General features: G+C 39.7%; 13 protein-coding genes. 11 read left to right on the top strand and 2 right to left on the bottom strand.

What is annotated here, in order from left to right; translation table 11 throughout:
• Positions 1-4 precede the first annotated feature (4 nt).
• From thiH to BMZ41_RS10685, 4 genes are all read left to right on the top strand, one after another.
• Positions 5-1,258 (top strand): 2-iminoacetate synthase ThiH, encoded by a 1,254-nt coding sequence (gene thiH / locus BMZ41_RS10700; protein ID WP_090168725.1) that lies wholly within the window; start codon positions 5-7, stop codon positions 1,256-1,258.
• 29 nt (positions 1,259-1,287) lie between these two features.
• Positions 1,288-2,595, top strand: coding sequence for a phosphomethylpyrimidine synthase ThiC (thiC, locus tag BMZ41_RS10695; protein ID WP_090168728.1), 1,308 nt, complete (start codon positions 1,288-1,290; stop codon positions 2,593-2,595).
• 46 nt (positions 2,596-2,641) lie between these two features.
• Complete coding sequence (locus BMZ41_RS10690) at positions 2,642-2,914, top strand: cysteine-rich small domain-containing protein (protein WP_090529543.1); 273 nt, start codon at positions 2,642-2,644, stop codon at positions 2,912-2,914.
• Positions 2,915-3,113: 199 nt separating this feature from the next.
• The gene (locus BMZ41_RS10685; protein WP_090163574.1) at positions 3,114-3,554 is read left to right on the top strand and encodes an Hsp20/alpha crystallin family protein; all 441 of its coding nucleotides are present in this window, start codon (positions 3,114-3,116) and stop codon (positions 3,552-3,554) included.
• A gap of 87 nt (positions 3,555-3,641) precedes the next feature.
• Here the strand turns inward: BMZ41_RS10685 and BMZ41_RS10680 are convergent, their stop codons facing one another.
• Together BMZ41_RS10680 and BMZ41_RS10675 are read right to left on the bottom strand one after the other, a co-directional pair.
• The gene (locus BMZ41_RS10680) at positions 3,642-3,848 is read right to left on the bottom strand and encodes a hypothetical protein (protein WP_090529540.1); all 207 of its coding nucleotides are present in this window, start codon (positions 3,846-3,848) and stop codon (positions 3,642-3,644) included.
• A gap of 157 nt (positions 3,849-4,005) precedes the next feature.
• The gene (locus tag BMZ41_RS10675) at positions 4,006-4,812 is read right to left on the bottom strand and encodes a hypothetical protein (RefSeq protein WP_090529537.1); all 807 of its coding nucleotides are present in this window, start codon (positions 4,810-4,812) and stop codon (positions 4,006-4,008) included.
• 116 nt (positions 4,813-4,928) lie between these two features.
• On the opposite strand from BMZ41_RS10675, the gene BMZ41_RS15940 reads away from it, so the two are divergent.
• From BMZ41_RS15940 to clpB, 7 genes are all read left to right on the top strand, one after another.
• Positions 4,929-5,063, top strand: coding sequence for a hypothetical protein (locus tag BMZ41_RS15940; protein ID WP_255405332.1), 135 nt, complete (start codon positions 4,929-4,931; stop codon positions 5,061-5,063).
• Positions 5,060-5,401 (top strand): tetratricopeptide repeat protein, encoded by a 342-nt coding sequence (locus BMZ41_RS10670; RefSeq protein WP_090529534.1) that lies wholly within the window; start codon positions 5,060-5,062, stop codon positions 5,399-5,401. The genes BMZ41_RS15940 and BMZ41_RS10670 overlap by 4 nt, the downstream gene beginning before the upstream one ends.
• Before the next feature lie 144 nt (positions 5,402-5,545).
• Entirely contained in the window at positions 5,546-6,751 is a 1,206-nt protein-coding gene (locus tag BMZ41_RS10665; protein ID WP_090529532.1) for a 2-hydroxyacyl-CoA dehydratase family protein, read from the top strand.
• Positions 6,751-8,292, top strand: coding sequence for a 2-hydroxyacyl-CoA dehydratase family protein (locus BMZ41_RS10660; RefSeq protein ID WP_090529530.1), 1,542 nt, complete (start codon positions 6,751-6,753; stop codon positions 8,290-8,292). Before BMZ41_RS10665 ends, BMZ41_RS10660 begins: the two co-directional genes overlap by 1 nt.
• A 216-nt stretch (positions 8,293-8,508) precedes the next feature.
• Entirely contained in the window at positions 8,509-9,018 is a 510-nt protein-coding gene (locus BMZ41_RS10655) for an RNA polymerase sigma factor (protein ID WP_090529527.1), read from the top strand.
• Positions 9,019-9,034: 16 nt separating this feature from the next.
• The gene (locus BMZ41_RS10650; RefSeq protein ID WP_090529524.1) at positions 9,035-10,246 is read left to right on the top strand and encodes a DUF4179 domain-containing protein; all 1,212 of its coding nucleotides are present in this window, start codon (positions 9,035-9,037) and stop codon (positions 10,244-10,246) included.
• Between the two features lie 169 nt (positions 10,247-10,415).
• Entirely contained in the window at positions 10,416-12,998 is a 2,583-nt protein-coding gene (gene clpB, locus BMZ41_RS10645) for an ATP-dependent chaperone ClpB (RefSeq protein ID WP_090529521.1), read from the top strand.
• The last annotated feature ends 127 nt before the right edge of the window (positions 12,999-13,125 follow it).

Raw genomic sequence — 13,125 nt, 5'->3', positions numbered from 1 at the left:
AGTCATGGAGAATAATTTTTTGATTGACTCAGACCTTCTCACAAAGACAGGCTTAGAGCGAAAGCATCAGATAGAGACGGACCCATCCAGCAGAATTAATCACATGGAATATCTTCCAGGGATGGATGTAATAGAATCGGATGTTCGTAAATGCGTAATGGAGCATTTTGAATCCTATGATTACAGCAAATATACAGCCAAAGATGTAAGACGTGCCCTAGAGAGCGACAGATGTACTATAGAAGATTTTAAAGCTCTTCTTTCACCTGCAGCAGAACCTTATTTGGAGCAGATGGCACTGAAGGCTCAGAAGGAGACAAGCAAGCACTTCGGAAATACGGTATATCTTTTCACACCACTTTACATTGCAAATTATTGTGAGAATTATTGCGTGTACTGCGGCTTCAATTGCTACAACAAAATAAAAAGATTAAAGCTTTCTATGGAGCAGATTGAGCATGAGATGAAGGTCATTTCTGATAGCGGTATGGAGGAAATTCTCATTCTAACAGGTGAGAGTCCTACAAAATCCGATGTGAAATATATTGGTGAGGCATGCAAAATTGCCCGCAAATATTTCAAGATGGTGGGCATCGAAATCTACCCTGTAAATGTGGAGGATTACAAATATCTTCATGAATGCGGAGTGGATTATGTGACAGTTTTCCAGGAAACCTACGACAGCGATAAATACGAGACATTGCATCTCATGGGAAATAAGAGAATCTGGCCTTACAGATTTGACTCACAGGAGCGAGCCCTTATGGGGGGCATGAGAGGTGTGGCTTTTTCTGCACTTTTAGGTCTTTCAGATTTTAGAAAGGATGCTCTTGCATCAGCTCTTCATGTGTATTTCCTACAGAGAAAATATCCACATGCTGAGATGTCCCTTTCATGTCCGAGACTTCGTCCTATCATCAATAATGATACAATCAATCCTCTTGATGTAGGAGAAAAGCAGCTTTGCCAGATTATCTGCGCATACAGAATTTTCCTGCCATTCTGCGGAATCACAGTATCATCCAGAGAGACAGCAGAATTTAGAAATGGCATTGTGAAAATCGCAGCAACAAAGGTCTCAGCAGGAGTATCCACAGGAATTGGTGACCACGAGGAAAAATATACTGGTTCTCAGGAAGAGGAGTCAGGTGACGAGCAGTTTGAAATATCAGATGGACGAAGCCTTGATAGCATGTATATAGACATTACAGCAGAGGGGCTTCAGCCAGTATTTAATGACTACGTATATGTAGGATAAAATTAGATTTTTTTATAAAGGAGATTATAATGAGCAATTACACAACACAGATGGATGCAGCAAGACAGGGGATTATTACACCAGAGATGAAGCAGGTGGCTTTGAAGGAATATCGCACACCTGAGGAGATTCGTGATTTGGTAGCAAAGGGACAGGTTGCCATCCCTGCAAATAAGCATCACAAATGCATTAATCCAGAGGGCGTAGGCAGCATGCTTCGCACAAAGATTAATGTAAACCTTGGTGTTTCTCGCGATTGCAAGGATTACAATATAGAAATGGAAAAGGTTATGGCGGCAGTAGACATGGGTGCAGAAGCAATCATGGATTTATCCAGCCATGGCAACACACAGCCATTTAGACAGAAGCTTGTGGCAGAATGCTCAGCTATGCTTGGAACAGTTCCAATCTACGACAGTGTCATTCACTATCAGAGAGACCTTGCCACACTTACAGCAAAGGATTTCATTGATGTGGTTCGTCTTCACGCTGAGGATGGCGTGGATTTTGTTACACTTCACTGCGGAATTACAAGAAAGACAATTGAGCAGATCAAAAAGCATAAGCGTAAAATGAATATTGTCAGCCGTGGTGGTTCACTTGTGTTTGCATGGATGACAATGACTGGAGAGGAGAATCCTTTCTACGAATATTATGATGAGATTCTTGAAATCTGTCGTGAGCATGATGTCACAATTTCTCTTGGTGATGCCTGTCGCCCAGGATGTCTTGCAGATGCATCAGATGTATGTCAAATTGAGGAGCTTGTTCGCCTTGGAGAGCTTACAAAGCGAGCATGGGAGAAGGATGTTCAGGTAATGGTAGAAGGACCAGGACATATGCCGATGGATGAAATCGCTGCAAATATGAAGATTCAACAGAAGATTTGTATGGGGGCACCTTTCTATGTACTTGGACCTCTTGTTACTGATATTGCACCGGGCTACGATCACATCACATCCGCTATAGGTGGCGCAATTGCGGCTCAAAATGGTGCAGCTTTCCTCTGCTATGTCACTCCAGCGGAGCATCTTGCACTTCCAAATGTTGATGATGTTAAGCAGGGAATTATTGCTTCAAAGATTGCAGCTCATGCAGCAGATATTGCAAAAAAGATTCCACATGCCATGGACATTGATAATAAGATGGCAGAAGCTCGTCAGGTTTTTGATTGGGATATGCAGTGGGAGTGCTCGCTGGATCCAGAGACAGCCAAAGCTATCAGAGCAGACCGCTCACCAGAGTTTGATGACACCTGTTCTATGTGTGGCAAATTTTGCGCAGTTCGTAGCATGAATAAGGCTCTTTCAGGTGAGTACATTGATATTTTAGGATAGTGTTGTTATCATGGGTGCAGAGTATAAATTATATAGGGAGCACCCAATGGAACATTATAAGTTTATTCAAAATACAGAATGTGAATATTTTCCATGTCACAAAACTGATAAACCAGAGGACTTTAACTGCTTGTTCTGTTATTGTCCTCTTTATTGCCTTGGGGATAAGTGCGGTGGAAATTTTAAATTTACAGAGTCAGGTATAAAATCCTGTGTTGACTGTCTTCGTCCTCATATTCGTGAGAACTACAGCGAGATTACAGGACAGCTTGGTGATGTGATGAAGCTGATTGAAAAGGATAAATCAGACAATTTATAAACTAAATATTAAATAATTATAAAATATTAGCACTCTCTATTGACGAGTGCTAATAACGGGTGTATAACATAGTTACAACAAGGGAAGGAAAAAAGAAATGCTTCCCAAACCAACCTGGCTGAACAGGAGATAAGAATCCTGTGGCAGCAACGTAACCGGGATTAAAACTATATTTCATATATAAGAGGAGGTAGTAATTATGTTAATGCCTAGTATTTTATCAAATGATTTTATGGATGATTTCTTCGGAGTACCACGTATGACAGGATTTGGTCACCACTACGACAATGATTTCGCAAGAATGATGACCACAGATGTTAAAGAAAATGAGAATGACTACACTGTAGATATGAATCTTCCAGGATTTGCAAAAGAAGATATCAAGGCTGAGTTGAAGGATGGTTATCTTACAATTAAGGCTGAGACAAATCAGAACAATGATGAGCAGGATGATGATGGAAAATACATCCGCCGCGAGCGTTACACAGGTTCATGCTCAAGAAGCTTCTATGTAGGTGACAATGTAACACAGGAAGACATTCATGCAGCCTTTAAGGACGGTGTACTTACACTTAGCATTCCTAAGAAAGAAGCCTTACCTGAAAAAGAGGAGACAAAATATATAGCAATTGAGGGATAGTTAATCATTTCCCTGGATTTGAATAAAATTAAGGGCATCCAGATTTCTGGATGCCCGATTTTTTCTAACAATACTATCAAATATTTATTAAGTGATAAAGAATAAGTAAAAAGCCTGTGCCCAAAGTGCTACGATAACAGCAACACTTAAGATGATTGCACCAATTGCTCTTGTAAGGCAGTGAGAATCTTCAATCTCAGCTGATCTCTTTGCATATGCTACGCTTGATACAATGTAATTTAAGAAAAATAATGTAACTGCAGTAAAAATAACTAATACGATAAGGTTTAACATTTCTGATATCTCCTATAAAAAACAATTCCTTAAGTCCGAAAGGTATTTTACAGGGTCAGAGATGATTGCACAATAGTTATAATTACCATAAAATATTCAAAACGCACAAATTACTATAACGATTTTGTACAAGATTGCCAACAAGCCTTCCTATCATCTACTTATTCAGATAATCGAAAGTCCCTAAATCATAGTGTTTAGAGTACATATCCTCCAAAGACTCAATCGCAAGAGAACCGCTAAACAAAAGCTTATCAAAGGAATGATTAAACTCTCCCTTGAGGTAGTCGTGGTAACTCATGTATGCGAAGACTTCCATAATAGATGCATTTGACTTATAGATAGTACTCAAATCAATGATATCTATATTAGGAAGATAGGTGTTTGTGTTCAGAGAAAAGGCTCTGACAGAAACGATAGGTCTTTCTTCTGTACTGCTGGCATGCAGGGTGGCAGCAACTTTAACTGCCTCAGCATTTCCACCGCCTACGACACAGCTTCCAATTTCCTGGAAAGTGTTAGGGGTATCTGCTACAAAATAGTTGTCATAGTCCTGAAAGGACAAAACATTTCCTGCTTTTTTTTCATGATGTTCAGCAACACTCAAATTAAATTTTTCTGCGGCACTGGCAATTTTCTGAAGTTTGCTAAAGAGAGTCATATTGCCTATGGTGATTGCAGTGTGTTTAGCATAATCTATAAGCTCAGTGAAATCATATTTCTTACTTTCTGAGAAGTCTGCAGGAGCAGGTTTTACAGCATCGATTGTGAAATCGCTGTAATTATAATCAGGATAGTTCTCTCTGACATATATCATTGCTTTTTTAAAATCTGCAAACAGACATCTGCGAAGATCAATATGTTTTACATCTTCTATATTTAAGGAATCATCTTCTTGTTCGTCCATAGCCGCTTGTATGTGATAGTTTAGCTGAGTTTTAAACATAATATCATTAATAACCATATAAATTATCCTCCACTACTAACTGAATAATAGCATATTTTGTACTGCACTTACAGAATTATCACTATATTTAGTGATAATTTATTGAAAACTACTAAAATTGAAAGAGTTTTGTTATGCAGAAATGTGAAAAATTTGTGAATAACTACACAGATATGCCGAAAAAGTGTATTATAATGATTGCCTGCATTGATGGTCCCGAGATTACAGTTAATGGTAGAGATTTATTGATAGGAGGTAAGGATTCATGAATAAAGATGATATACAGAGTATTTCGAAGTTAATTAATGATTTGGATCAGAAAGCTGCAAAAGCAGTTGTAGATAAAGATTATGATGAAGCCTTTACCATTTATCAGGAGATTCTCGGTGCCTATGAAACCTTGAGACTTGAAAAGAGCTGTGGGCGTACATTATTAAATATGGCAAACGTTATGTTGCTTAAAGGTGATACCGAGAAGGCAAAGGAATATATAGACATTGCTGCTGATATAAATGATTTGCAGAATGATTATATGGATTGTGTAAACATTCAGATTCTCAGATCTAACATGTATCTGCCATCAGCATATCGTTGCGTAGAGGTATAGGGGAAGATTTATAATAAATATAAATTTGGTGCCACATCTATTATTGGATGTGGCATTTTTCTTTGTGAGCAAGAAACTGATTGAGTGAAATTTAGTTTATTGTTACAATACTATTTATCAATAAAAATAGTATTGGAGAAGGTTGTGAAAGACTTAAAGCATTTATATTATTTTGAAAAGTTATTGGAGGATTCCTATAACGACTTATGCAGACAGGCTCAGTCTGAAGGTAAGAAAGCAATCGGACATGTTTGTTTTCAGATACCAGAGCCACTTTTAAATCTGCCAGGTTGTTTCTCCACACGTCTACGTGCACCTCGCACAGGCTCCATTGAAATGGGAACCTATTATATGAGCTCGACTTTATGTGAAGCATGTCGAGCTTACCTCGAGAGAGCAATCGAGGGAGGCTTTAATTTTCTTGACTGCATTTTGGCACCTGACGCCTGCGCACAGATGAATCGTTGCGTGGAAAATATAGAAAGACTAAAGACTAATCCAAAGGATTCATTCTTTGTTACATATTCAGATGTGCCAATGAAGTCGGACGAATCTGCTCTTAAGCATTATGTAAAGCAGATGCGTATTAGAGTACTTGAGCCATTACATGAAAATTTTGGAATAGATGTTTCTGATGAGGCGCTTCGTAAAGCGGTAGAGGAGCAGAATGAGATAAGCAGATTGATTACTGCCATTGGAGAATATCGTAAATGCGATAATCCTGTTATTACAGGATATGAGTTTGCAGTATTATGTTTGGCTACCTATTGCTGCCCAAAGTATTTGATAAAGGAAAAACTAGAGGAGACTTTAGAGGAGCTTAAAACCCGCGAGCCAGACCCAGCAGGAAAATATCGCATTCGTGTAGTGATGGTTGGTTCTGAGATTGATGACCCAGAGTTTATCCAGCTGGCAGAGGAATGCGGAGCTCTTGTGGTAGCCGACAGATTCTGCTTCGGTTCCTTACCAGGCCGACAGGAAATTGTTTTAAATGATGAGGAAGATGTTCTTACTCAGATTTGTCGTACTTATTTGGAGTGGGGCAAGTGTCCTCGTTTCTTTAATCAGGATAAGATAATGGAACGCCGTGAATACGTTGACCAGCTGGCAAAGGAATATCATGCAGATGGTCTTATTTATGAGCAGATAAAATTCTGTGATTACTGGGGTTACGAAAGAGCTTCAGCTTTTCATGTTATGCAGGAGGAGTATGTCTGGCCTGTACTTTCCGTGGACAGACCATATTCAGTGCGTTCTTCCGGTCAGCTTCGCACACGAATTCAGGCTTTTGTAGAGCGTGTGGAAATGAAAAAGATTGCAGAGAAAAAGGCTGAAAGGAGCGCGAACTAATGGGAAAAGAATATGGAAGTGAGCCACTTGGCAAAGTGCTTTATTCAGGACGTCGCCCTCGCCGCTGCAGAGAATGGCGTGGTTTTAAAGATACCTGGTACGATTACACTCGCTGGCTTTATTACCTATCAGTGCTGGCTAGATTTATGATGAAGCCAAACAATTTCAAAGGCTTCTTTAGATATCGTTGGATGAGCAATTATCTGGCAGTACCTGATTTTATGGACAGACACACAGAAGGTCTTAGAGGTACAGCCCTTAGACTTGCTCATGAAGGAATCGGCCTTATTGTCATCGATATGACTCTTTCTCTTACGGATATGTTCAAGGCTGATCCTGAAATTGGAAATGATACAGAGCTTTCAAAGAAGATGGTTATCTTCGATGAAAATATGATGAGCACTATTATGGGGGGCTTCAGAAATCTTAAATGGGTCAGCTACGAGGTTCCTGCCATCTATGCCAGCTCCTTTATGTGTCAGGAAGGCGTAATGCATTATGTGGACAAGACTCACGAATATGGAGTCCCTACAGATGTTTGCCCAATGCCCGCTGCGGAGCTTGGAGCAGCCATTGATGACGATTTGCCTAAGATAGGTGCCTGTGCAGTTCAGTGTAATACTACCTGCGATGGCAGTCTTATGGGCGGTGGACTTATGGCAAGAAGTATGGGTATACCTACATTCCAATTGGCATCGCCAATCCGTCATCGCCAGGAGAGTGTGCAGGAATATGCAGGTGAGGAAATTTTAAATGCCATTCACTTTATCGAGGAGCAGACAGGTGAGAAATTCGATTGGGATTATCTTTTTGAAAATATGGCTCGCTTCAATGATGAAACAAAGGAATTTTTAGAGTGGCTGGAAATCAATAAGACACCATATCCACAGCTGCTGGGAGCCACACTTGGTTTCTATAGATATGGTGAATATATGGCAGCCGGTGGACGTAGTCCGCTCTTTTTAGAGACAAGTAAGAAGATTACAAAACTTGCAACTGAGGCTTATAGGAATAAGGAAATGGCCTGCAAAGAGTATCGCCATCGTGCAATCCTTTGGGGTGTTCAGGCTGCGTACTATACCGCATTTCCGAATTGGCTTATGAACTGCTGGGGAATCGTGCCAATCAATGACATGCTTTGCTGCGTTTCTACAGAGATGGTCAGCACCACAGACAAACATCAGGCACTTCTAGATTTAGGTTATCTCTACGAAAATATGATTATGAGAAGCCGCTCTAATGGTGGCTATGAAACAGGTGTGGAGGACCTTTTCAGAATCTGTGAGCAGATGAACGCAGATATGGTCATCATGTATGTGCACATTGGGTGCAAATCTATGGCAGGCTACCATGGCCTTTTTGAAGAAGAGGCCAGAAAGCGCGGCATTCACTGGATTTGGGTAAATCACAATCTGATGGTACCTTATGACGGCACCCGACGTGACATGCGCACCGAGGTAAATCGCTACATGCGCACCATCCTCAAGGAAGAGCCAGTGGACCCAAGCCTGGAGGACTTTGATGATTCACTCTGTTGGTAGTTTTTATAAAATATGGTGTTTGCTAAGGTCTAAGCTTTCGGCTTAGGCCTTTTTATCGCGATAAAGATATTCAAGCTGAACACTTTTTATACTTTGTGAATTATTTTTTTATAAAGTGAAACTTTTTCACTCACCACACGTCTAATGTATGTAAGAACAATTGAAGGACGCTTTGATTATTCTTAATACTGTGTGCACAACAGGAGGCTGCTATAAATGCAGAAGCGAGACATAAATGAACTTATAGTAAGAGCAAAAAGGCGTGATAAGGATGCTTTTACTGAACTAATAAATAGATATATGCAGGACATGTACAAGGTGGCACTGGCAATTCTTATGAATGATGAGGATGTGGCCGATGCCATTCAGGAGACAATCCTAAATTGTTGGGAGAAAATAGATACACTTAGGGTTAACAAATATTTTAAAACTTGGCTTACAAAGATTCTCATGAATAATTGTTATGACATCATTAGGAATGGGCAGAATCAGGCCGAGATTCATGAATGGGATGAACCTACCTATGAGGACGACTGTAACCTAGAGCTGAAAGAAGCTTTGAGTAAGCTTGAGGAGAAATACAGAGTTATCATAGTGATGTTTTATTGGCAGGGTTATTCCATCGATGAGATTTCAAAAGTATTAGATCTCCCGGCGAATACAGTCAAAACCAGATTAAAGCGTGGCCGAGAAAGATTGGCCAGATATTACGAGATAGTTGAGTAGAAAGGAAGACAGTGATATGGATAAAAAGAAGTTAATAATATCTGATGCTGAAATTCCTACAATAGTTCAGGAAAAAGTAGACCTTGCCTTTACTCAGATTTATGAGGAAGAGGAGAGGACAATGAAAAAGAGAAGCTTTAGAATTGTTAAGACAATAGTAGCAACAGCTGCAGCCCTTGGCGTAGTGATTCTATCAGGTGTATGTATTACAAATCCTTCTTTTGCAGAAGAGGTTCCTGTTGTTGGAAATGTATTTTCGAGTATTGGCCATAAACTTGGTTTTGGTGGGGATTATGAAAAATACGCAAAACCAATTGCATCAGATTCATTAAATGATGCTGTGGCATTAAGCCAGACTGTGGATGGCAATACTGTAACTTTGCAGGATATCTATTGCGATGAGAAAGCAATGTATATAAGTATGATTATTGAGTCAAAAGAGGCGTTCCCAATTAATCAGATGTATCCTGATTTGGATAACAAGGACATGTATATGTTTTATCTATTTGATTCAAAATTAAAATATAGCTTTGAGACAGAGGATAGTAGTTATAATAATAATTCTTTAGATTATTTAAATGGAGAATTTATTGATGATAATACATTCCAGGGAGTCGTAAAGGTCGATTTAGATTATGTGCTGAATTACTACTCAAAGGATGTACTTGATAGTAGTGATTATTATACAGACGCCAATACACCAGTTTCACATTATGAGTTGCCTGATTCCTTTACAGTAGATTTTGAACTAAATGATATTGTTACTGATATTAATAATCCAGAATTTAGTAAGTTGTCAACAGAAGAACAAGATTCTCTTGGCTTTAGGAATGAATATGAAAATTGGTGGATTGATGGTCCTTGGAAGTTTTCATTTGAAGTAAACGTTGATAGAGAAAATACTACATCAAGAACCATTGCCGTTGAAGGTGTATCCGGGCTTAGTGAGATAACAGTTAGCAAGACCCCATTTGAATTAGAGTTAGAATATGATGATCCAAATGCGGATTATATTGTTGTTGCCCTTGATAAGGATGGAAAACATATGTCGGCAGTTAATAATTTGGATATGGTTCCAGTGGATGGACATGATATCTCTGAAATAACGCTTTATGTTTGCGACTACTATGATTACATGGACGAAATAAAGGGGCTTCAGTTAGAAGGTGATGGAGCAAAAGATATTTTGGATGAAAAGGCTCTTTGGAGTGGAAAGATAGAATTCTAAAAAAGGCATAAATAAAGGCTTTTTATAGACAAAATATAAAATATTTATTAATTATTAGCACTCTCTCTTGTAGAGTGCTAATTTTTGTGTTAGAACATAATTAAGAAAAGAGAAGGTACATCATCTGCCACCCTGGCGAAGGGAAGGCTAGGGAGAAAGGAGAAGATTTATGAATATCCAGAAATTTACACAGAAATCTATAGAAGCCATAAATGGCTGTGAAAAGATAGCAATGGAGTATGGCAATCAGGAGCTGGAGCAGGAGCATCTTTTAATGGCGCTGATGCGTCAGGAGAATGGTCTGATTCCTTCATTGATTAGCAAGATGAATATCGACACTACTCAATTCGTAAATGCGATAGACGCAGCTCTTAGTGCCAGAGTGAAGGTGCAAGGAGGACAGCTAAGAGTTGGTCAGCAGCTTAATTATGTGCTTACCTATGCAGAGGATGAAGCAAAGGCTATGCGAGATAGCTATGTTTCGGTAGAGCACCTTATGCTTGCCATGATTAAAAAGCCAAGCACTCCAATAAAGAACATTTTCAAGCAGTTTGGCATTACAAGAGACAGCTTCCTTGCAGTACTAGCCACAGTAAGAGGAAATCAAACCGTAAATACGGATAATCCAGAGGCTACCTACGACACACTTGAGAAGTATGGCTACGACCTGGTAGAAAGAGCAAGAGATAACAAGCTTGATCCAGTAATTGGTCGTGATGAGGAAATACGAAATGTTATCCGAATCCTTAGCCGAAAGACAAAGAACAATCCAGTTCTTATCGGTGAGCCTGGTGTTGGTAAAACAGCAGTTGTAGAGGGTTTGGCACAGCGTATTGTCCGTGGTGATGTGCCAGATGCACTTAAGAATAAAAAGGTATTCTCACTTGAGATTGGTTCAATGATTGCAGGTGCAAAATACCAGGGCGAGTTTGAGGAGAGATTAAAGGCTGTCCTTGATGAGATTAAAAATTCAGATGGCGAAATCATCCTGTTTATTGATGAATTACACACAATCATCGGAGCAGGAAAGAATGGCAGCGGTGGACTTGATGCAGGCAACATGCTAAAGCCTATGCTTGCCCGTGGCGAGCTTCACTGTATCGGTGCTACTACACTTGATGAATACAGAGAATACATTGAAAAGGATGCTGCATTAGAGCGTCGTTTTCAGCCAGTTATGGTTGATGAGCCTACAGTCGAGGATACTATCTCAATCCTTCGTGGACTTAAAGAACGTTACGAGGTATTCCACGGAGTAAAGATTACAGATGGTGCATTAGTAAGTGCAGCTACACTTTCAAACAGATATATTTCAGACAGATTTTTACCAGATAAAGCAATCGATCTTGTGGATGAGGCTTGTGCCCTTATTAAGACAGAACTTGATTCAATGCCGGCAGAGCTTGATGAAATGAACCGACGAGTAATGCAGCTGGAAATTGAAGAGGCAGCTCTTAAGAAGGAGACAGATAAGCTTTCTCAGGATAGACTAGCTGACCTTCAGAAGGAACTGTCAGAACTTCGAGACGAGTACAATACAAAGAAGGCTGCATGGGATAACGAGAAAAAGCTAGTGGAGGATGTTACAAAAATCCGCGAGGAATTAGATGACGTCCAGGGCCAGATTAAGATTGCTCAGCAAAAATATGACCTTGAAGAGGCGGCAAAGCTACAGTATGGCAGACTTCCAGAACTTGAAGCACAGCTTGCCGACGCAGAAGAAAGACTTAAGAGTCGTGATGCAAATCTTGTTCATGAGAATGTTTCTGAGGATGAGATAGCAAGAATCATTTCCAGATGGACAGGCATTCCTGTGGCAAAGCTTAACGAGAGTGAGCGAAGCAAGACACTTCATCTTGATGAGGAATTGCACAAGAGAGTCATGGGACAGGACGATGCTGTAAAGCTTGTATCAGAAGCCATCATTCGTTCAAAGGCTGGTATCAAGGACCCAAGCAAGCCTATCGGTTCATTCCTATTCTTAGGACCTACTGGTGTAGGTAAGACAGAGCTTGCAAAGACACTTGCACAGGCACTTTTCGATGATGAAAATGCTATGGTCAGACTTGATATGTCTGAATATATGGAAAAGTTTAGCGTGAGCCGTCTTATAGGAGCGCCTCCAGGATATGTAGGATATGACGAGGGTGGTCAGCTGACAGAGGCAGTTCGTCGTAAACCATATTCGGTAGTACTTTTTGATGAGGTTGAAAAGGCACATCCAGATGTGTTCAACGTGCTTTTACAGGTGCTTGATGATGGTCGAATCACTGATTCCCAGGGACGTACAGTGGATTTCAAAAACACAATCATTATCATGACCTCAAATCTTGGTTCACAGTATCTACTTGATGGTATTGATGAAGCAACTGGCGAGATCACCGACGCGACAAATGAGCTGGTAATGAATGAGCTTAGAAATTCATTCCGACCAGAGTTTCTTAATAGACTTGATGAAATCATTATGTTCAAGCCTCTTACAAAGGATAACATTGGCGGTATTGTAGATCTTATTCTTGAAGAACTTAATAAGAGACTTGAAGATAGACAGCTTAAAATTGAGCTTACCTCAGCAGCTAAACAATTTGTAATAGATCAGGGCTATGATCCAGTATATGGTGCCCGTCCACTTCGTAGATTTATTCAAAAAAATGTGGAAACTATGGCTGCAAAAATCATCCTTGGTGGAGATATTCATGAGGGTAGTACCATTACAATTGATAGCGATGGAACTCAGCTAACAGCGAAATAGTGACAATTTGACAAATATAATCAATGGACTCTGTGGATATTTTACCACAGAGTCTATTTTTATGTAGATAAGGCAATAATTGATAAATAGACCGCAAGAATTGATAATGTGTGGAATTATTAAATAT

Origin of the sequence: Pseudobutyrivibrio sp. UC1225, assembly GCF_900115215.1 — a bacterium.
Taxonomy (GTDB): Bacteria; Bacillota; Clostridia; order Lachnospirales; family Lachnospiraceae; genus Pseudobutyrivibrio.
Note: the sequence above shows the minus strand (reverse complement) of the source record. Positions and strands in the feature narration are given on the sequence as shown.

Bases quoted from the DNA above. Each gene is read 5' to 3' on its own strand.
- thiH (WP_090168725.1), top strand. From the start codon at position 5: ATGGAGAATAATTTTTTGATTGACTCAGACCTTCTCACAAAGACAGGC.
- thiC (WP_090168728.1), top strand. From the start codon at position 1,288: ATGAGCAATTACACAACACAGATGGATGCAGCAAGACAGGGGATTATT.
- BMZ41_RS10690 (WP_090529543.1), top strand. From the start codon at position 2,642: ATGGAACATTATAAGTTTATTCAAAATACAGAATGTGAATATTTTCCA.
- BMZ41_RS10685 (WP_090163574.1), top strand. From the start codon at position 3,114: ATGTTAATGCCTAGTATTTTATCAAATGATTTTATGGATGATTTCTTC.
- BMZ41_RS10680 (WP_090529540.1), bottom strand. From the start codon at position 3,848: ATGTTAAACCTTATCGTATTAGTTATTTTTACTGCAGTTACATTATTT.
- BMZ41_RS10675 (WP_090529537.1), bottom strand. From the start codon at position 4,812: ATGGTTATTAATGATATTATGTTTAAAACTCAGCTAAACTATCACATA.
- BMZ41_RS15940 (WP_255405332.1), top strand. From the start codon at position 4,929: ATGCAGAAATGTGAAAAATTTGTGAATAACTACACAGATATGCCGAAA.
- BMZ41_RS10670 (WP_090529534.1), top strand. From the start codon at position 5,060: ATGAATAAAGATGATATACAGAGTATTTCGAAGTTAATTAATGATTTG.
- BMZ41_RS10660 (WP_090529530.1), top strand. From the start codon at position 6,751: ATGGGAAAAGAATATGGAAGTGAGCCACTTGGCAAAGTGCTTTATTCA.
- BMZ41_RS10655 (WP_090529527.1), top strand. From the start codon at position 8,509: ATGCAGAAGCGAGACATAAATGAACTTATAGTAAGAGCAAAAAGGCGT.
- BMZ41_RS10650 (WP_090529524.1), top strand. From the start codon at position 9,035: ATGGATAAAAAGAAGTTAATAATATCTGATGCTGAAATTCCTACAATA.
- clpB (WP_090529521.1), top strand. From the start codon at position 10,416: ATGAATATCCAGAAATTTACACAGAAATCTATAGAAGCCATAAATGGC.